Annotated in this window: 15 protein-coding genes and 2 pseudogenes; 7 read left to right on the top strand and 10 right to left on the bottom strand. The window is 70.7% G+C overall.

Annotated features, from left to right (window positions below; all coding sequences use genetic code 11):
• Positions 1-212 precede the first annotated feature (212 nt).
• The 6 genes from DRB96_RS08610 to DRB96_RS08585 all read right to left on the bottom strand — a co-directional run bounded on the left by DRB96_RS08610 (position 213) and on the right by DRB96_RS08585 (position 4,433).
• Positions 213-1,616 carry an 8-oxoguanine deaminase gene (locus DRB96_RS08610; protein WP_112447884.1) on the bottom strand — a complete coding sequence of 468 codons (1,404 nt, stop codon included), beginning with the start codon at positions 1,614-1,616 and terminating at the stop codon, positions 213-215.
• Between the two features lie 190 nt (positions 1,617-1,806).
• Entirely contained in the window at positions 1,807-2,730 is a 924-nt protein-coding gene (pucL, locus tag DRB96_RS08605) for a factor-independent urate hydroxylase (protein ID WP_112447883.1), read from the bottom strand.
• 5 nt (positions 2,731-2,735) lie between these two features.
• Entirely contained in the window at positions 2,736-3,125 is a 390-nt protein-coding gene (gene uraH, locus DRB96_RS08600) for a hydroxyisourate hydrolase (protein WP_112447882.1), read from the bottom strand.
• 8 nt (positions 3,126-3,133) lie between these two features.
• A complete protein-coding gene (uraD, locus tag DRB96_RS08595; RefSeq protein ID WP_112447881.1) occupies positions 3,134-3,649 on the bottom strand; it encodes a 2-oxo-4-hydroxy-4-carboxy-5-ureidoimidazoline decarboxylase in 516 nt (171 codons plus the stop codon).
• A gap of 152 nt (positions 3,650-3,801) precedes the next feature.
• On the bottom strand, positions 3,802-4,185 hold the full coding sequence (locus DRB96_RS08590; protein WP_112447880.1) for a helix-turn-helix domain-containing protein: 384 nt from the start codon (positions 4,183-4,185) through the stop codon (positions 3,802-3,804).
• The gene (locus DRB96_RS08585) at positions 4,182-4,433 is read right to left on the bottom strand and encodes a thiamine-binding protein (RefSeq protein ID WP_112447879.1); all 252 of its coding nucleotides are present in this window, start codon (positions 4,431-4,433) and stop codon (positions 4,182-4,184) included. Before DRB96_RS08585 ends, DRB96_RS08590 begins: the two co-directional genes overlap by 4 nt.
• 126 nt (positions 4,434-4,559) lie before the next feature.
• Here DRB96_RS08585 and DRB96_RS08580 point away from each other — a divergent pair, with 126 nt between their 5' ends.
• From DRB96_RS08580 to DRB96_RS08565, 4 genes are all read left to right on the top strand, one after another.
• The gene (locus DRB96_RS08580) at positions 4,560-5,393 is read left to right on the top strand and encodes a TIM barrel protein (protein WP_112447878.1); all 834 of its coding nucleotides are present in this window, start codon (positions 4,560-4,562) and stop codon (positions 5,391-5,393) included.
• 74 nt (positions 5,394-5,467) lie between these two features.
• The gene (locus DRB96_RS08575; RefSeq protein WP_112447877.1) at positions 5,468-6,367 is read left to right on the top strand and encodes a 2-hydroxy-3-oxopropionate reductase; all 900 of its coding nucleotides are present in this window, start codon (positions 5,468-5,470) and stop codon (positions 6,365-6,367) included.
• A gap of 244 nt (positions 6,368-6,611) precedes the next feature.
• Entirely contained in the window at positions 6,612-8,069 is a 1,458-nt protein-coding gene (locus DRB96_RS08570) for a catalase (protein WP_112453292.1), read from the top strand.
• A 503-nt stretch (positions 8,070-8,572) separates the two neighbouring features.
• Positions 8,573-8,911 carry a YciI family protein gene (locus DRB96_RS08565; RefSeq protein ID WP_112447876.1) on the top strand — a complete coding sequence of 113 codons (339 nt, stop codon included), beginning with the start codon at positions 8,573-8,575 and terminating at the stop codon, positions 8,909-8,911.
• Between the two features lie 325 nt (positions 8,912-9,236).
• Here the strand turns inward: DRB96_RS08565 and gcl are convergent, their stop codons facing one another.
• On the bottom strand, positions 9,237-11,027 hold the full coding sequence (gene gcl / locus DRB96_RS08560) for a glyoxylate carboligase (RefSeq protein ID WP_112447875.1): 1,791 nt from the start codon (positions 11,025-11,027) through the stop codon (positions 9,237-9,239).
• A gap of 256 nt (positions 11,028-11,283) precedes the next feature.
• On the opposite strand from gcl, the gene DRB96_RS08555 reads away from it, so the two are divergent.
• Together DRB96_RS08555 and DRB96_RS08550 are read left to right on the top strand one after the other, a co-directional pair.
• Positions 11,284-12,270, top strand: coding sequence for a hypothetical protein (locus tag DRB96_RS08555; protein WP_112447874.1), 987 nt, complete (start codon positions 11,284-11,286; stop codon positions 12,268-12,270).
• Positions 12,271-12,311: 41 nt separating this feature from the next.
• Positions 12,312-12,806, top strand: a complete 495-nt coding sequence (locus DRB96_RS08550) for a glutathione peroxidase (RefSeq protein ID WP_112447873.1) — start codon at positions 12,312-12,314, stop codon at positions 12,804-12,806.
• Positions 12,807-12,933: 127 nt separating this feature from the next.
• Here the strand turns inward: DRB96_RS08550 and DRB96_RS08545 are convergent, their stop codons facing one another.
• Together DRB96_RS08545 and DRB96_RS08540 are read right to left on the bottom strand one after the other, a co-directional pair.
• A complete protein-coding gene (locus DRB96_RS08545; protein WP_112447872.1) occupies positions 12,934-14,640 on the bottom strand; it encodes an AMP-binding protein in 1,707 nt (568 codons plus the stop codon).
• 45 nt (positions 14,641-14,685) lie between these two features.
• Positions 14,686-15,810 carry a winged helix DNA-binding domain-containing protein gene (locus DRB96_RS08540; RefSeq protein WP_112447871.1) on the bottom strand — a complete coding sequence of 375 codons (1,125 nt, stop codon included), beginning with the start codon at positions 15,808-15,810 and terminating at the stop codon, positions 14,686-14,688.
• 269 nt (positions 15,811-16,079) lie between these two features.
• Here DRB96_RS08540 and DRB96_RS46235 point away from each other — a divergent pair.
• Positions 16,080-16,355, top strand: a pseudogene (locus DRB96_RS46235) (ABC transporter ATP-binding protein); the annotation flags it as partial.
• A 1,869-nt stretch (positions 16,356-18,224) separates the two neighbouring features.
• Here the strand turns inward: DRB96_RS46235 and DRB96_RS46230 are convergent.
• A pseudogene (locus DRB96_RS46230) lies at positions 18,225-18,506 on the bottom strand (protein kinase); the annotation flags it as partial.
• Positions 18,507-18,834 lie beyond the last annotated feature (328 nt).

The following is an 18,834-nucleotide window of genomic DNA, read 5'->3' as shown; positions in this document are numbered from 1 at the left end:
ACGCGGAGAGCCAAAAGCGGAAAGCGGAAAAAGAGCTGGAGGTGCCGTGGCGAGGTGTCGTACACGGGCTGCGGGGCCAGTGGCACGAGTCACCGGCCCCGGGGCGCCTTCGGGAAAACCCTCGGGCGCTACCCGGGAACGGCTGCCGCGGACCCCGCTCGGGTCCGCGGCCGCCGGCCGGGGGCCGTCCCCCCCAGCCGGACTCCGTGGGATCAGGCCTGCGCGGAGATCCGCGCGAGGCGCTGGGCCTCTTCCCGGGTGGACACCGCGATGGCGTCCTCGTCGGCGAAGAGGAGGCGGTTGTTCTCGACGATCTGCTTGCCGTTGACCAGCGACAGGGTCACCGGGGCGGCCGCACCGAAGACCAGCGCGGTGACCGGGTCGGCGATCGAGGAGTGCAGGAGCGTGCTCAGGTTCCACATCACCAGGTCGGCGCACTTGCCGACCTCGAGCGAGCCGATGTTGTCGGCGCGGCCGAGGACCTGGGCGCCACCGTACGTACCGAGGCGCAGGGCCTGGCGCGCGTTGAGGGCGCGCTCGCGGTGGACCGGGTTCAGGCGGTTGATGAGGAGCGCGTTGCGCAGCTCGGTGTGCAGTTCACCGGACTCGTTGGAGGCGGTGCCGTCCACGCCGAGGCCGACCGGGACACCGGCGGCGAGCATGTCCGGGACGCGGGCGATGCCGGCGGCCAGACGGGCGTTGGAGGACGGGCAGTGCGCGACACCGGTCTTGGTGCGGGCGAACGCGGCGATGTCGGAGTCGTTCATGTGGACGCTGTGCGCCATCCACACGTCCTCGCCGAGCCAGCCGGTCGACTCGAAGTAGTCGGTCGGGCCCATGCCGAACAGTTCCTTGCAGAACTGCTCTTCCTCGACGGTCTCCGAGCCGTGCGTGTGCATGCGCACACCCAGGCGGCGGGCCATCTCGGCACCCTGCTTGAGCAGTTCGGTGGAGACCGAGAAGGGGGAGCAGGGGGCGACGGCGACCTGGGTCATCGCGTCGAAGGAGGCGTCGTGGTACTTCTTCACCGTCGCCTCGGTGTCCGCGAGCGCACCCTCGAGCGTCTCGACCGCGTGGTCCGGCGGCAGACCGCCGTCCTTCTCGCTGCGGTCCATCGAACCGCGGGCGAGGGTGAAGCGGACGCCCATCTCGGACGCGGCGCGGATGATCGAGCCGGAGAGGTCGCCGGAGCCCTTGGGGAACACGTAGTGGTGGTCCATGGCGGTGGTGACGCCGCCCTTGGCCATCGCGGCGAGGGAGCCCTGCGCGGCCGTGTACGTCATCTGCTCGTCGATGCGCGCCCACGTCGGGTACAGCGCGACGAGCCAGTTGAACAGGTTGTGGTCGGTGGCCAGACCACGCGTGATCCACTGGTAGAAGTGGTGGTGGGTGTTGACCAGACCCGGGGTGACGAGGTGACCCGTGCCGTCGATGCGGCGGACCACATTGTCGAGGTTCTCGGGGGCCTTGCCCGCGCCGATGGCCTCGATCTTGTTTCCTGCGACGACGACGTAGCCCGAGGCGTACTCGGTGTCGTTCGCATCAACGGTTGCAATCGCACAGTTCTCGATGACGATGCGCTCTACGGCGCTGTCATTGGCTGCCGATGCTGCCATGGGACTTCCTCGTGCTTTCAGTGGCGGTGCGGGCACGGCAAAACCCAGGGGATTTGAGTGCCGGAGCCGGGGGCCTTGACAGCTGACAGTACTGCCGCCCCGCGTGGTGCGTCCGGGTGCCGATTCAGGAAGTTGAAGGGTGTCGCACCGCCCCGGGGCCACTGCGGAGCCCCGGGACGCGCGTGCCGCATCAGAGGTTGGTCATGTCCACGGGGATACGGGCGTCGACGCCGTCGCGGAGGACCGTCGCCTCGATCAGACCGTACGGGCGGTCCGCGGCGAAGTACACCTCATTGTCGTTCTTGAGGCCGAAGGGCTCCAGGTCGACGAGGAAGTGGTGCTTGTTCGGGAGCGAGAAGCGGACCTCGTCGATCTCCGAACGGTGGTTGATGATGCGCGAACCCATCTGGTACAGGGTCTGCTGCAGCGAGAGGGAGTAGGTCTCCGCGAAGGCCTGGAGCATGTGCTTCCGGGTCTCGGCGTAGGACTTCTCCCAGTTGGGCATCCGCTGCTCGTCATCCGACCAGGCGAAGCGCCAGCGAGCCGAAACCTGGGTCGCCAGGATGCGGTCGTAGGCCTCCTTCAGGGTCGTGTACTTGTCCTTCACGTAACCCCAGAACTCGGAGTTCGTGGAGTTCATGACGACGAGGTCCTTGAGGCCGGAGATGACCTCCCAGTTCTTGCCGTCGTACGTGATCTGGGTGACCCGGGTCTCGCCGCCGTTGCGGAGGAAGGAGTGGTTCACCTCGTCGGAGCCGATGAACTTGGAGTTGGCGTCCGAGGTGGCGATCCGGGACCAGGAGTACTCCTCGATCCGGATGCGCGCCTTCTGGATCGGCTCCTGGCTGTTGACGAACCAGCGCGCCAGGTGGATGCCGAACTGCTCGGCGGACTCGATGCCGTACTCCTTGGCGAACGCGTACACCGTGTTCTTGGTGGTGTCCGTCGGCAGGACGTTGGCGTTCGAGCCGGAGTAGTGGACGTCGTCCATGTCACCCGAGAGGGCGACCGAGACGTTCAGGTCCTTGATGTGATGGGTGTCGCCATCCCGCGTGATCTTGACTACGCGGTTCTCTGCTTTGCCGTACTGGTTCTGGCCGAGAATCGTGGGCATGTCTGCTAGCTCCCTCGGTAAACGGAGTAGCCGAACGGGTTGAGCAGCAGCGGTACGTGATAGTGCTCGCCCGGGTTCACCGCAAAGGTGATGGTGACCTCCGGGAAAAACGCACCGCTGTCCCTTACGCGGGGGGCGTCCTGCTGCGCCTCGGCTTGCTTCATTGAGAAGTACGTCTCGGTCTCGAAGTCGAGGCGTACGTGGGTGGTGCCCTCCGGCAGAGCCGGCAGGTCCTTGCAGCGCCCGTCCACATCGGTGGCGGAGCCGCCCAGGGCCGCCCACTCGCCGCCCGGACCCGTACGGGCCGACAGGGAGATCGCGACGCCTTCGGCGGGCTTTCCGATGCTGGTGTCCAGGATGTGCGTGGACACCGACGCGGTGGTCTCAGTGCTCATGCTCGGTCTTACGCTCCTTCTGCGGATTCCACGAGGCGGGTCAGGCGGATCCGGTTGATCTTGACGAGCTCGCCGCGAGCGATTTCCCGCTCCTGCTCCGGCGAGTTGCCGATCCGGACCTTGACCGCGTCCCGCATGAACTCACCGGTCGCACCGGTGGCGCAGATGAGGAAGACGTGGCCGAACTTGTCCTGGTAGGCCAGGTTCAGTTCGAGGAGCTCGGTCTTGAGCTCCTCCGGGGCACCGGCCATGCCACGCTGCTCGCGGGCGGAGGTCGGGTCTCCCGGCTTCGGCCGGCCGATCGGCGCGTGGCCTCCCATCGCCTCGGCCAGGTCCTCCGCGGTGAGCTCGGCCATGGCGGCCTCGTTCGCGGAGAACAGGGTGTCGGCGCTGGCGAAGGGACGCTGGGCGAGCAGTTTGCTCCCCCACGCCGAGCTGGCGCACACCTCGTGCAGTTCGGCCGTGGCCGCGCTGTCGTCCAAGGTGTTGAACCGGGTGAGACCCGGGGTCGGACTCGAAGTCACGGTAGGCCTCCGTGGCCTTGTTGCTTTGACGGGCTGGGCATAGCTAACGCCTTCGACAACACGGCGTCAACACTTTGTTGAAACTTCCCGTACACAAAAGCCGCCGCCCGGGTGAATAGGGCGGCGGCTCGTCACCGTGGGTCAAGCGGGTCTTACTCTTGGTTGTTTTTGTTCGGGTTTTCCCGGTTCAAGTAGTTGTAGACCGTGAAACGGCTTACGCCCAGGGCTCCCGCGACCGTCTCCACGCCGTGCCTCACGGAAAAGGCGCCGCGTGCCTCGAGTATCCGCACGGTGTCCTGCTTGGACTTCCGGTCGAGCTGCGACAACGGTACGCCGTGCCGGCGCTCCAGCGCCGCCAGGATGTGGTCCAGCGAGTCGGAGAGCTGCGGCAGCCGTACGGCCAGCAGGTCCTGACCCTCCCAGGCCAGCACCACGTCGTCGGGCTGGGCCAGCGCGGGATCCATCAGCTCGCCGCCCATCGCGTCCACCAGCGGCTTCACCGCGGTGACGAACGGGTGGTCGCGGGGCTCGGTCATGGCGTCTCCTCCCGCACCACGTTGACCTGGAGCGAGACGCGCGTCGCTCCGGCCTCCAGCGAATCGCGCAGCAGCGCGGTGACCGCGGTCAGCACCTCGGCGGCCTCCCCCTCGGCGGTGTTGCCGAACGGGCCGACGTCCACCGCGTCCAGCTGGGCCTTCTGGATGACCTCGCGAGCGGCCACGGCATGGGCAGGGGCCTCTTCGAGATCGAAGGGCTCGGTCGTGAACTCCACTCTCAATCGCACGCGGCTCAAGCTACCCCGCAGTCCGGACTTTTCGGCAGTCGGTACTTGACAAGTGAGACACCGGGCTTGCAGTCTTCCATCAGGCAGAAACTAACTTCCGCAATACGGAAGGAGCGCACACCCCTCATGGGATACACGGACCAGCGCTTCGATGTAAATCTTTCGATCCTCTTCACGGAACTCCCGCTCCTGGAGCGTCCCGCGGCAGCCGCCGCAGCGGGCTTCACGGCGGTCGAGCTGTGGTGGCCCTGGATCGAGACCCCCACCCCCGCCCAGGCGGAGCTCGACGCCCTCAAGAAGGCTCTTGAGGACGCCGGCACCCAGCTGGTGGGCCTGAACTTCTACGCCGGCCAGCTGCCGGGACCGGACCGCGGTGCGGTGTCGGTTCCCGGTGAGGAGTCGGAGCGCTTCAACGCCAACATCAACGTGGCGGCGGACTTCGCCGCCTCGGTCGGCTGCAAGGCGCTGAACGCCCTCTACGGCAACCGCGTCGAAGGCGTGGACCCGGCCGTTCAGGACGAGCTCGCGCTGAAGAACCTGGTCGTGGCGGCTCAGGCCGCGGACCGCGTCGGCGCGATCCTCCTGATCGAGACCCTCAACAAGCCCGAGTCGCCGCTCTACCCGCTGGTGAGCGCCCCGGCCGGCATCGAGATCGTGGACAAGGTGAACGAGGCCACCGGCCTCGGCAACGCCAAGTTCCTCCTCGACCTGTACCACCTGGCGATGAACGATGAGGACCTCTCCGAGGTCATCGAAAAGTATGCCGCCAAGACCGGGCACGTCCAGATCGCGGACAAGCCGGGACGAGGTGCCCCCGGCACCGGTGAGCTGCCCCTCGAAGAGCTGCTCGACCAGCTCCAGAAGGCCGGCTACCAGGGCTTTGTCGGTCTCGAGTACAAGGCCGCCGACGCCGCCGCCTCCTTCGCGTGGCTGCCCGCCGAGGCCCGCGCCGCGAAGTAGGCGGAAAAGTCCGGGCGAACAGCCAGGCACCTGACGAACTTTTCGTACGAAGCATTAAGAGAAGGACCCTCATCATGAGCAACCCCGCTGCGCTCCCGTCGATTGCATGGGTCGGACTCGGAATCATGGGCTCGCCCATGGCCGAGAACCTCCTGAAGGCCGGCTACTCGGTCACCGGCTTCACGCTGGAGCAGGACAAGCTGGACCGCCTCGCCGCGGCCGGTGGCTCCGCCGCCGGTTCGATCGCCGACGCGGTCAAGGACGCCGACGTGATCATCACGATGGTGCCCGCCTCCCCGCAGGTCGAGGCCATCTCCTACGGTGAGAACGGCATCCTCGAGAACGCCAAGTCCGGCGCGCTGATCATCGACATGTCGTCGATCACCCCGCAGACCTCGATCGACCTGGCGAAGAACGCCGCCGCCAAGGGCATCCGCGTCATCGACGCCCCGGTGTCCGGTGGCGAGGCCGGTGCCATCGAGGCCGTCCTGTCGATCATGGTGGGTGGCGAGCAGGCCGACTTCGACGAGGCCCTGCCGGTCCTCGAGGCCCTCGGCAAGACCATCGTCCTGTGCGGTCCGCACGGCTCCGGCCAGACGGTGAAGGCTGCCAACCAGCTCATCGTCGCGGTGAACATCCAGGCGTGCGCCGAGGCCGTCGTCTTCCTCGAGAAGTCGGGCGTCAACCTCGAAGCCGCTCTGGACGTCCTCAACGGCGGCCTGGCCGGCTCCACGGTCCTGACCCGCAAGAAGAACAACTTCCTGAACCGCGACTTCAAGCCCGGTTTCCGGATCGACCTGCACCACAAGGACATGGGCATCGTCACCGACGCCGCCCGCAACGTCGGTGCGGCCCTCCCGGTCGGCGCGGTCGTCGCCCAGCTGGTCGCCTCGCTGCGCGCCCAGGGTGACGGTGGCCTGGACCACTCCGCGCTGCTGCGCGCGGTCGAGCGCCTCTCCGGCGCCCAGATCTGAGCTTCGCTCTGATCGGCGGCCCGTTCACCGGGCCGCCCCCCTCCCCGCTCGCGGGGACCTGAGTTTCCGGATGGTGCCGGTGCTGACACCTGTCCTGTCGCGCCCAAGCGCCGGCACCGTCCGGATCACCTCTCCTCCATCTTTCTTTTCAACAAACTGTTGACGTCAGGTTCATACCGAAATTAGTCTGTTCCGCATGACGGAAGACGATTTCCGTCAGCAGTTCCCCGTACGGAAGGTCACCATGTCGAAGCGCACGCTGACGACCGAGTCTGGCGCCCCGGTCGCCGACAACCAGAACTCCGCTACCGCCGGCGTCGGTGGCCCGCTCCTGGTCCAGGACCAGCAGCTCCTCGAGAAGCTTGCCCGGTTCAACCGCGAGCGCATCCCGGAGCGTGTGGTGCACGCCCGCGGCAGCGCCGCGTACGGCCACTTCGAGGTGACCGACGACGTCACCGCGTACACCAGCGCCGCGTTCCTGAACACGGTCGGCAAGAAGACCGAGACCTTCCTGCGGTTCTCCACCGTGGCCGACTCGCTGGGTGGCGCGGACGCGGTCCGCGACCCGCGCGGCTTCGCGCTCAAGTTCTACACCGAAGAGGGCAACTACGACCTCGTCGGCAACAACACCCCGGTGTTCTTCATCAAGGACCCGATCAAGTTCCCCGACTTCATCCACTCGCAGAAGCGCGACCCCTTCACGGGCAAGCAGGAAGCGGACAACGTCTGGGACTTCTGGGCGCACGCCCCCGAGGCGACGCACCAGATCACCTGGCTGATGGGTGACCGCGGCATCCCCGCGTCGTACCGCCACATGAACGGCTACGGCTCCCACACGTACCAGTGGACGAACGAGCAGGGCGAGTCCTTCTTCGTCAAGTACCACTTCAAGACGAACCAGGGCATCCGCTGCCTGTCGGGCGAGCAGGCCGCCGAGCTCGTCGGCTCGGACGCCAACTCGCACCAGACCGACCTGCTGCAGGCGATCGAGCGCGGCGTGAACCCGAGCTGGACCCTCTACGTCCAGATCATGCCCGCCGCCGAGGCCGCGGACTACCGCTTCAACCCGTTCGACCTCACCAAGGTGTGGCCGCACACGGACTACCCGCTGCAGCGTGTCGGCCGCCTGGTCCTCGACCGGAACCCCGACAACGTCTTCGCCGAGGTCGAGCAGGCCGCGTTCTCCCCGAACAACTTCGTCCCGGGCATCACCGCCTCGCCGGACAAGATGCTCCAGGGCCGCCTCTTCGCGTACGCCGACGCCCAGCGCTACCGCCTCGGTGTGAACCACACCCTGATCCCGGTCAACGCCCCGAAGGCCACGAAGGCCGACAACTACGGCCGCGACGGCGTCATGGCGCTGCGCAACGGCTCGCGCCACGACAAGAACTACGAGCCCAACTCGTTCCAGGGTCCGGCCGAGACCGGCCTGGCGCTGGGCGCCCCGAAGGCCGTCTCCGGCTACACGGGCACCCACGAGGCCCCGGCCCACACCAAGGACGACGACTTCTTCCAGGCCGGTGAGCTCTACCGCCTGATGTCGGAGGCCGAGAAGCAGCGTCTGGTGGCGACCATCGCCGGCGGCCTGTCTCAGGTCACCCTCGAGGACGTCATCGAGAAGAACCTGGCTCACTTCCACGCCGCGGACGCCGACTACGGCAAGCGCGTCGAGGAGGCCGTCCGCGCCCTGCGCGACGCCTGAGCCACACAAGCTGCACCGGGATCCTGACGGGAGGTCAGGTTCCGGGTGCCGAGCCCACACTGCGGACCCGGATGAGGGGTGGTACGCGGTGAGGGCAGGACGAGGACCGTGGCGAGCGAGCGAGCCAGTGCGGTGGTAATGGGTTCCGAGGCCCGTCTCTTGACCTGAGGGAGACGAAGCCGGAGTTCTCGTCGCCGTTCGCCACGGTCCCAGCCAATCACTCCTCTATATATAGGGGCCACGCACAGAGTCCCCTGCATGCGGAGGAACACCTCCCCCACCCTCTCCGCCCGGCGGTGCGAACGTCCTGTCGCGCCAGCCTCGTACCGTCGGGCGGTAACAAGCAGCACACACTCAAAGAGCCGAGTCACGGACGGTCCCGTGACTCGGCTCTTTGGCATGCCCGGGCGATGGCGCGGGCGCACCGGACCTTCCCGGTCACAGCACTAGCGTGAGGGCGGCCGGGGGGGGCAAAGGCCAAGGGGGTCATGAGGGAGCCATGTATGGCGCGGTACCTGATCTCGTTCGATGACGGCGCGATGACCTTCCCCGCGGAGGAGCTGTCCGAGGTGGCCGAGGCCTCGCTGGCGGTGGTCCGGGAGGCTCGGGAGGCCGCCGTGTGGGTCTTCGGCGGTGGACTGGAGAGGCAGCGGGCGAGCGTCGTGGCCACCGATGGGACCGTCACCGACGGCCCGTACCCGGAGACCAAGGCGGTCCTCGGCGGGTTCTCGGTCATCGATGTGCCCTCGCGCGAGGACGCGCTGGAGTGGGCTGCCAAACTCGCTGCCGCGTGCCGCTGTGCGCAAGAGGTCCGGGAGATCTTGCCCGACCCGACCGCCTGAGGTCCGGGGGAACGCCCCGGCGGGGCCGGGCGGCATCGGACGCGCCCCTGACCGGGTCCGGGCGGACGGGCCGCGGTCCGCCATGAGGCGGCCGCGAAGACGGCCGTGAAGGCGGCACCGTGAAGGTCGCCGCGATCGTCGGCCGGATCACCGTCGTCGTCGTCCGGATGCCCTGAACGCCGGCCTCCTGCGGCGCGTTCCGTGGCGCGTTCCGCGGCGCGGGACGCCTCCGGGACCTGTGCCCCGGATGGCACGCGGAACGGCCCCCGTTCCTCCTGGAGGAGGGACGGGGGCCGTTCGGTGGTGCTAGACCAGCCTGATGGGACTAGGCGGACAGCGTGTTGCGGATCGCGGTCGGGGCGTGCTCCAGCTCGGTCGCGATCTCTTCGAACTCGGTGACGTCGCTCATGTCGACCGTCTTGCTCATCGAGATGTTGGTGATGCGCTCGAGGATGGCCTCGACGACGACCGGGACCTGGTACTCCTGGGCCCACTTCTTGGCCGTCTCGAAGGCCTCGCCCAGCTGGTCCGGGTCGGTGACGCGGATCGCCTTGACGCCCAGGCCCTCGGCGACCTTGACGTGGTCGACGCCGTAGACACCCAGCTCGGGGGCGTTGATGTTCTCGAACTCGAGGTTGACCTCGAAGTTGATGCCCAGACCGCCCTGCGCCTGACGGATCAGACCCAGGTAGGCGTTGTTCACGAGGACGTGGACGTAGGGGACCTTGTGCTGGGCGGCGACCGCCAGCTCCTCGATCATGAACTGGAAGTCGTAGTCGCCGGACAGGGCGACGATCGGGGTCTCCGGATCCGCCGTGGCGGCACCGATCGCGGCGGGGATGGTCCAGCCGAGCGGGCCGGCCTGGCCGCAGTTGATCCAGTTGCGCGGCTTGTAGACGTGCAGCATCTGCGCACCGGCGATCTGGGACAGACCGATGGTGGTGACGTAGCGGGTCTCCGGGCCGAAGGCCTTGTTCATCTCCTCGTAGACGCGCTGCGGCTTCATGGGGATGTTGTCGAAGTGCGTACGGCGCAGCAGCGTCGCCTTGCGCTCCTGGGCGGAGGCGGCCCAGGCGCCGAAGTCGGGCAGCTTGCCCTCGGCCTTGAGCTCCTTCGCGATCTCGATGAAGAGCTCCAGGGCCGCCTTGGCGTCCGAGGCGATGCCGAAGTCCGGGGCGAAGATCTTGCCGATCTGGGTCGGCTCGATGTCGACGTGGACGAACTTGCGGCCCTTGGTGTAGGCCTCGAGGTTGTAACCGGTGTGGCGGTTGGCCCAGCGGTTGCCGATGCCGAGGACGAAGTCCGACTCGAGGAACGTCGCGTTGCCGTAGCGGTGCGAGGTCTGCACACCGACCATGCCGGCGGCCAGCGCGTGGTCGTCCGGGATGGTGCCCCAGCCCATGAGGGTGGAGATGACCGGGACGCCGGTCAGCTCGGCGAACTCGACCAGCAGGTCGGAGGCGTCGGCGTTGATGATGCCGCCGCCGGAGACGATCAGCGGGCGCTCGGACTCGAGCAGGAACTGAAGGGCCTTGCGGGCCTGGGCGCGGGTGGCGGCCGGCTTGTAGACCGGCAGCGGCGCGTAGGTCTCGGGGTCGAACTCGATCTCGGTCAGCTGGACGTCGATCGGGAGGTCGATCAGGACCGGGCCCGGACGGCCGGAGCGCATCAGGTGGAAGGCCTCCTGGAACACGCCCGGAACCTGGGCGGCCTCCAGAACGGTCGTCGCCTTCTTGGTGACCGGCTTGGCGATCGAGGCGATGTCGACGGCCTGGAAGTCCTCCTTGTGGAGCTTCGCGACCGGAGCCTGACCGGTGATGCACAGGATCGGGATCGAGTCCGCGATCGCGGAGTACAGACCGGTGATCATGTCGGTGCCGGCCGGGCCCGAGGTGCCGATGCAGACACCGATGTTGCCGGCCTTGGCGCGGGTGTACCCCTCGGCCATGTGCGAGGCGCCTTCGACGTGGCGGGCCAGCGTGTGTGCGATGCCGCCCACGTTCTTGAGCTCGCGGTAGAACGGGTTGATCGCAGCACCGGGAACGCCGAACGCTTGTTCGACACCCTCAAGCTTGAGGATCTCCACTGCAGCGGCGGCGGCTGTCATACGAGGCATCGAGTTCTCCTGCGGGTCTGGCGGTCAGGCTTTTCCGTAATCCGGAAGTTTTGTTCTGCTATACGGAACAAGCTAAGCGGCGACTCCGCACACGTCAAGGCGGTACGGCAGCCCGGAACCCACCAAAAGCCGCGTCTCGGTCGGTGAGTTGTACGAAAGACCAGGGCTCGACTGAAAATCGAGGGTCTGGCCGCCTCCGCGGTGGCGGGTGGTGGAGCATGGCCGTACGCACAGCGACGGAGGGGGTCCGGTTCTCATGGCGGATGCGGTACCGGTGCGCTGCCCGGCGTGCCTGCGGGAGAACGACTACGTCACCCCGGTCTTCCCCTGCGCCTGCGGGACCCCGGTCATCCCGCCGCTGGACCTGGCGGCGCCACCCCAGGAGCTCACCCACCGCACCTGGTCGGAGGGGTGGGTGACGGTGCGCTGCGGATCCTGCGGGCGGGAGAGCGACTGGCCGCACCCGGAGGTCGGGTGCGGGTCCTGCGGGACGGTGGTGCTGATTCCCGTGCACCCGCCGGCAGCGCCGCTGCCGCCCGCGGCGCCGGCGGTGCCGGTCGTGCCGGTCGTACGAACGCCGCCCCAGGGGCCGCAGGGGTCCCCCGCGCAGCTTTCGCGGGAGTCCGCGGGCGGGGAGGTACGGACGGACCCGCCCGCGGGGACCGCGCCCGGAGGGCCGGCCCCGGAGAGCGGCGGGAGCAGCGGGAGCTCCGGGAGCCGCCCCGCTCCCCAGGACCGGGGCTCCGGTCCGGGCGCGGGTCCGGGCGCGGGCTCCGGTCCGGGCGCGGGTCCGGGCGCGGGCGCGGGACCGGGCGCGGGCGCGGGACCGGGCACCGGACCCAGCCGGCCGGTGCCGCGCCCCGCCTTCCGCCCCGTGACCATCCGTACCGCCCGGGACGCGGTGGCCACGGCCGCCCTGTACCTGCGCTGGCTCGGCTTCCAGGACGTGCGCCAGCCCGACGGCCGGCCCATCCCCTCGGCGGCGGTGGACCTGCGGGCCCCGGGCCTGGTCGCCCAGGTGGACCCGACCACGGCGCCGGCCGGGCTGCGGGCCGTGGAGTGCGTCTGGCTGAACGGGCTCACCGCCTCCGCGACGAGCGTCTACTTCTCGCTCGCCGGATACACCCGGGAGGCGCGCACGCGCGCGGACGAGCTGGGGATACCCCTCTTCGTCATGGACCTCACGGGCATGCCGCAGCCGGTCAACGACCCGGCGGACGGACTCGTCGCGGCAGGGGCCTAGGCTCGGGGGGTATTGCCTGCCTTTCTGCCGAGGAGAGCTTGATGAGCCTGTACGACATCCCCCTGACCACCCTGTCCGACGAGCCCACCAGCCTCGGCGCGTACAAGGGCAAGGCGATCCTGCTCGTGAACACCGCCTCGCAGTGCGGCCTCACCCCCCAGTACTCGGGTCTGGCCCGGCTGCAGTTCACGTACGAGGAGAAGGGCTTCACCGTCATCGGCGTGCCCTGCAACCAGTTCGGCGGGCAGGAGCCGGGCAACGCGGACGACATCCAGACCTTCTGCGCGGCCGGCTTCGGCGTCACCTTCCCGATGCTGGAGAAGTCCGAGGTCAACGGTGAGAACCGGCACCCGCTGTACCAGGAGCTGGTGAAGATCCCGGACGCCGAGGGCGAGGCCGGGGACATCACCTGGAACTTCGAGAAGTTCCTCATCTCCCCGGCCGGCGAGGTCGTGGGCCGCTTCCGCCCGCGCACCGAGCCCGAGGCCCCCGAGGTCATCGAGGCCATCGAGGCGCTGCTCCCCGCCTCCGCGTAGCCGCCGCCGGTACGGGGTCGCCTCCGCGGGGCCGCCGCCGGTACGGGGTCGCCTCCGCGGGGCCGCCGCCGGTACGGGGTCGCCTCAGCGGGGCCGCGCGCGCGGCCCCGTACCGTACCGCCCGGGCTCAGGTCAGCTCCGCCTCGTCGTACTCCGCCGCCGAGCCGGCCGCGGTGAGCTCCCGCAGTTCCACCCGGCGGATCTTCCCGGACACGGTCTTGGGGAGCTCGGCGAATTCGATGCGGCGGATCCTCTTGTAGGGGGACAGCACAGCGCGGGAGTGCGCGAAGAGCACGCGGGCCGTCTCCGGCCCGGGCTGCCAGCCCGCGGCGAGCGTGACGTACGCCTTCGGGACGGCGAGGCGCAGCTCGTCCGGCGCGGGGACGACGGCGGCCTCCGCCACGGCCTCGTGCTCCAGCAGGGCGCTCTCCAGCTCGAACGGGCTGATCTTGTAGTCGGAGGCCTTGAAGACGTCATCGGCCCGGCCCACGTAGGTGAGGTACCCGTCGGCGTCGCGCGAGGCGATGTCGCCGGTGCGATAGAGGCCGCCGGCCATGGCCTCGGCGGTGCGCTCGGCGTCGTCGCGGTAGCCGGTCATCACCCCCGCGGGGCGGGGGCCGAGGGCCACGCACAGCTCGCCCTCGTCGGCGGACTCCTTGCCGCTGACCGGGTCGAGCAGCACGATCTCGTAGCCGGGGGCGGGGCGGCCCATCGAGCCCGGCTTGACGGGTGCGCCGGGGAAATTGCCGACCTGCAGGGTGGTCTCGGTCTGGCCGAAGCCGTCGCGGATGGTCACCCCCCACGCCTCGCGGACCTTGTCGATGACCTCGGGGTTGAGCGGCTCGCCCGCGGCGACGGCCTCGCGCGGCGGGGTGCGGAGCAGGGTGAGGTCGGACTGGATCAGCATCCGCCACACGGTGGGCGGGGCGCAGAAGCTCGTCACGCCGTGCCGGTCCATTTCGGCCATCAGCCGCTCGGGGTCGAAGCGCGCGTAGTTGTGGACGAAGACGGTGGCGCCGGCGTTCCACGGGGCGAAGAGGTTGGACCAGGCGTGTTTGGCCCAGCCGGGCGAGGCGATGTTGAGGTGCACGTCGCCGGGGCGCAGCCCGAGCCAGTACATGGTGGACAGGTGCCCGATCGGGTACGAGGCGTGCGTGTGCTCGACGAGCTTGGGCCGGGCGGTGGTGCCCGAGGTGAAGTACAGCATCAGCGGGTCGGTGGCGAGGGTCTCGCCGTCCGGGGTGAAGTGGCAGTCGGTGTCGTAGATGTCCTCCAGCCGCCGCCATCCGGTCGGGGCCTCGGGCCCGGCCGCGATCCGGGTGTACCCGCCGGGGACCCCCTCGAACTTGGCCGTGTCCTCGGCCCGCGCGATGACGTGGCGCACTTGGCCCCGCTCCACGCGGTCGCGCAGGTCGGCGGGGCCGAGGAGCGGGGTGGCGGGGATGACGACGGCCCGCAGCTTCATGGCGGCGAGCATCACCTCCCACAGCTCGCGCTGGTTGCCGAGCATGACGAGGATCCGGTCGCCGGCGGCGACGCCCTGGGCGCGCAGCCAGTTGGCGGCGGAGTCGGAGCGGTTGGCCATCTCCCCGAAGGAGACGCCCCGGCTGGTGCCGTCCTCCTCGACGATCCGCAGGGCGTCGGTGCCGTTCCCGGTGGCGATGTGGTCGAACCAGTCCAGGGCCCAGTTGAAGCGCTCGGGGCGGGGCCAGGTGAATCCGGCGCGGGCGGCTTCGTAGTCCCCGCGGCGCTCCAGGAGGAAGTCGCGCGCCGCGAGGAACCGGGCGGTGGCGTCTGGATTCACGTACGGCGCGTGCGCCGTGTTCTCGGTCATGTCAGGCATCGTGCCGTGTCGGGTACGGGGGTCACCAGAGCGGCGTCAGCCGCGGATTGACCCGAAGCGGACACGGGCGCCGGCGGTGGGCTCCGCGTCCTCGGCCATGGCGGCGAGGAGGGCTTCGCCTTCGGCGACGATCTCCTCCTCCTGCCGCGCGGAGACGGGGGAGAACAGCTCGACGGTGAGCGCGGCGCCGTCCGCCTTCCAGAGCCCGGCGAGGAAGCCGTCGAGGAGCAGGGTGCAGTGGGCCTGGTTGCCCGACCAGGTGCGCCCCTTGAGCTCGGGGGCGATGACGCGGGCGCGGTCGGCGTGGGAGAGGAGCAGGTTGTCGAACTCGGGGAGGAAGCGCGGCGGGGCGGGCACGTCGGCGTCGGGGCGGGGCGCCTCGGGCAGGTCGAAGAGCTCGACGCCGTTCTCGTCCTGGAAGACGGCCAGCCGGGGCCGCAGCCGCTCGAAGGCCTCGCGCAGCCGCGTGAGGCCGGCCCAGGTCTGCATGTCCTTGACGGAGGCGGGCCCGAAGGCCCCGAGGTAGCGCAGGACGGCCTCGTCGACGGAGGCCGCCGCGCCCTCGTCCCGGCCGTCTCCGTCGCCCACCCACTTCCGCAGGGTGGTGAGCCGTACCTGCCCGCTCCTGCCCCACACCCCGCGCGGGGTCACCTGGACGAGCGGCAGGCGGCAGCGGGCGGCGACGGACAGCGACTGCGGATCGGCGTCCGGCCACCGCGTGAGCAGCTCCTCGCGGATCTCCGCCATGGTGCGCGGCTCGGCCTCGACGAACGCCCGCGCGTGCTCGGCCAGGGCGTCCAGGTCCACTCCGGTGAGGCCCTTGCGGAAGTAGGTGACCTCGCGGTCGCGGGCGGGCTGGACGAGCGGCCGCAGGGTGAGCGCGTCGTGGGCCGTGTGGGTGTGGATGGTGGACCTCATGGTGACGATCCGGACGGCCTCGCGGGACTCCATGAGCCCGGCGAGCTCGGCGGGGCGGAAGCCGGCGAGGCGGGCGTGGAGCTGGAAGTACGGGGGCTTCACGTTCTGGGCCTGCAGCCCGAGCAGGTGCTCGACGGCGTCGGCCGCGGACATCTCGGCGCGGTTCAGGAGCAGCTGGCGGGCGAGCGTGGCACGGTTGAGCGAACGGGTGTCGAGCACGGGGTGGGGCGTCCTGGAGGCCATGCCGCCAAACTAACCCTCGTTGCGGACAGTCCCTGTCCGCAACCCAAAACTCGATCGCACGATCCGACGAAGGGAAAGCCTTCCCAACGGCCCCGGCGGGCCCGGGAACCCCGACTCCCAGACGGCGAGAGACCCTGGGAACCATTCACCCGGATATCCTGCCCCTTGCCCGTAAACACCCGTTCGACCGGGAGCTGACCTGCGATGCCGGAGCGACCAGACCACCGCCCCTCACCGGCGCCCCCGCCCTCACCCGCGGGGCCGGCTGCACCCGCGGGGTCGGCCGCGAGCGAAAGAAGATCACCGCGCCGGGCCAGAAGCAGCTGGCCACGATGGCCGCGACGGTCACCGAGTCCCTGTCGGTCAGCGGCATCCTGCTCGGCCGAACGATGGGCCGCGCCGACTCCCTCACCAAGTCCTGCGCCGAGGAGTCCGAGCAGCTCGTCGACCTCGAAGTGCGCTCCAGCATGGCCGGCCGCTGGCGGATGTCGACCATCGGCATCGTCATGGCCGCCATGCCCGCCCTCATCTACTGGGCGGCCGGCGTGGACGGAGGGGCTGGGGGCCTGGCCGGAGCCGCTCGGCTTCGGGCTCGGGCTCGGGCCGGGGCTCTGGCCCTGGCTCTGCGCGTGGCTGGGCTGACCCATCCCGGCCGCCTTCTGCCCGCCCTGACCGGCCGACTGCGGCATGAAGAACATGGCGTAGGCCACGGCTCCCGCGAGCAGGGCGAGTATCCCGAGCAGCAGGGAGCGCCCCAGCGAGCGCGGCTTGCGGGGGTGTTCGGCGCTGCGGTGGCGGCCGTGCAGATCGCCGCGGCGCCGTACGACGGGCAGCCGGGCGGGATCCGGCTCCGGCAGCGGGAACATCGCGAAGCCGCCGTCGGGCTCGGGGGCGGAGCGCACGAGGGAGCGCAGCCAGCCGCGCAGCTCCTCGAAGTCGGGCCGCTCGGTCGGGTCCTGGCGCAGCAGCGACTCCACGACCGGGCGCAGCGGGCCGCACTCCTCGGCGAAGGCCGGGGACTCGGCGCAGACCAGCTCCACGAGCTCGGCGACGCTGTCCTCGGGATACGGGGCGTGGCCCTGTACGGCCCGGTACAGCAGCGCGCCGAGCCCCCAGAGGTCGGTGGCGGGCCCGACGGGAGCGGCCAGCTGCCAGGGCCCGTGCACGGCCTGCGCCTGCTCGGGCGACCATCGCTCGGTGACGGCCCCGACGACGGCCATCCGCGTCTGCCGCGCCCGCTCGGCATCGAGCCCGCTGCGGGGCCCGCTCCCCCATCCGCCACCGGCCGGAGCCGTTGCCGGAGCCGTTGCCGGGGCCGGGGACTCGTGCTGCGGCTGGGTCCGGGGCGGGGTTCCGCCCTGCCCGGGCCGGGGCTGCCCGTAGCCGGAGCCGGGGCCCGCCGCCGGGCGGGTGGCGGGGCCGGGCGTACCGGGGCGCTGCGGGTCGCCGTGGCCGAACCGGCCCGTGGCGGGCCCGTCCGGGGTGTCCGGGGCGTCGGCCTGGCGGTAGCCCTGGGGAAGGGCGAGCTGCGCGGGCAGCACGGGGCGGGCCGGCACGGGAGGCAGGGCCGCCGCGCGCTGCGGTGCGCGCTGCGGGGCCGGCGGGGCCGGTGCGCCCTGCGGCGGCTGCTCGCTCTGCGGGGCCCGTGCCTCGGTCTCCGCCGGGGGCAGGGGTGCGGTCTCCGCCGGGGGCAGGGCCTCGGTCTCCGCCGGGGGCAGGGCCTGGCGGCGCGGGGTGGCCCCGTGCCAGGCCCCGCCGCCCTCCGGGCCGCCGTACGGGTACGAGTACCCCCGCGGCAGGTTCGAGCCCGCGGGCCTCGGCTCCGCCGCGGCCTCCTGCCCGGGCTCCGCTCCGGCCTTGCGCTGCTCGGTGATCCGCGCGGCGGCCTGCGCCCCGGCCCGGTACGCGGCGATGGCCCCGGCCCGCGCGGCGGCCTTCAGGTCGGGCCGTTCCCCGGAGCCCCCGGGGGTGATGTGGTCGGTGTAGCGCGGCCCCGTGTCGTATCCGGGAGCCACGAGGGGCGCGTACGCCGCCGCCTCGGCTCCGGCCCCGTCACCGGCCCCGGATCCCGGCCCGCGAACGGCCGGTCCCGCGCCGGTGCCGCTGTCGCTGCGGCTGTAGCTGTCGCTGTCGAAGGTCGGGTCCGGCCCGGCTGCGTACCTGGTCACGGCTCCCGAGTCGGCGCCGGCTCCGTACCCGGCCAGCGCTCCGCCCGCGGCGGCGGACCCGCCGGGCCCCGCCGCACGTCCGGCGACCGCTCCGCCCTCAGGACCCGTTCCGGCGGCCCCCGGGGTGATGGCGGCCGCGTACCCGTCGCCCTCGAAGGGCCACACGCCCTCCCGCGGCGGGACCGGGTCGTATCCGCACAGGGCGTCCTCCGCCGCCCCCGCGGCCAGCCCGGTCAGCACGACCCGGCCGTCCTCGCAGATCAGTACCGTGCGCGTGGTGATGTTCCGGTGCGTCCAGCCGTGCGCGTGCAGCACCCGCAGCGCGGTCAGCACGTCCGCCGCGACCTCCGCCGCGCGGTACGGGCTCAGCGGTTCGTCGGCTATGAGCGCCGCCAGCGGTCTGGCCGGCACGAGTTCGCTCACTATCCACAGCGACCCGCCCTCGGCGAACACGTCGAAGACCTGGTCCAGCCGCGGATGGTCCGGCACGGACGCGGCCGCCTGCGCCGCCGCGATCGCCCTGCGCACCGCGGGCAGTTCACCGGAGGCGCGCCGTCCCACGGCGGCGGCCGGGCCGCCCCGCGGGCCGTCCAGCAGCTCCGCGTCCACGACTTCCGGCAACGGCACCTGCCGTACGAGGACTTCCTGCCCGCTCCGGGTGTCGAAGGCCCGGGTCTCGATCAGCTCGTACTCGTCCGACGGGGGCAGCGGCAGGCGGTAGCGGTCGGCCAGGATCCGGCCCGCGTAGTCCTCCACATCGCCTCCCCCGAGAGCTGTGGGCCCGTCCCCTTGGTCCCGCTGACACGATACGACGCCCGGGGCGCCCGCGTCCCGGCCCTGGCAAGGCTCGCCCCGG

This window comes from Streptomyces sp. ICC1, from assembly GCF_003287935.1.
GTDB classification, from domain to species: domain Bacteria; phylum Actinomycetota; class Actinomycetes; order Streptomycetales; family Streptomycetaceae; genus Streptomyces; species Streptomyces tritrimontium.
This window is presented reverse-complemented; position numbering and strand designations above follow the sequence as displayed.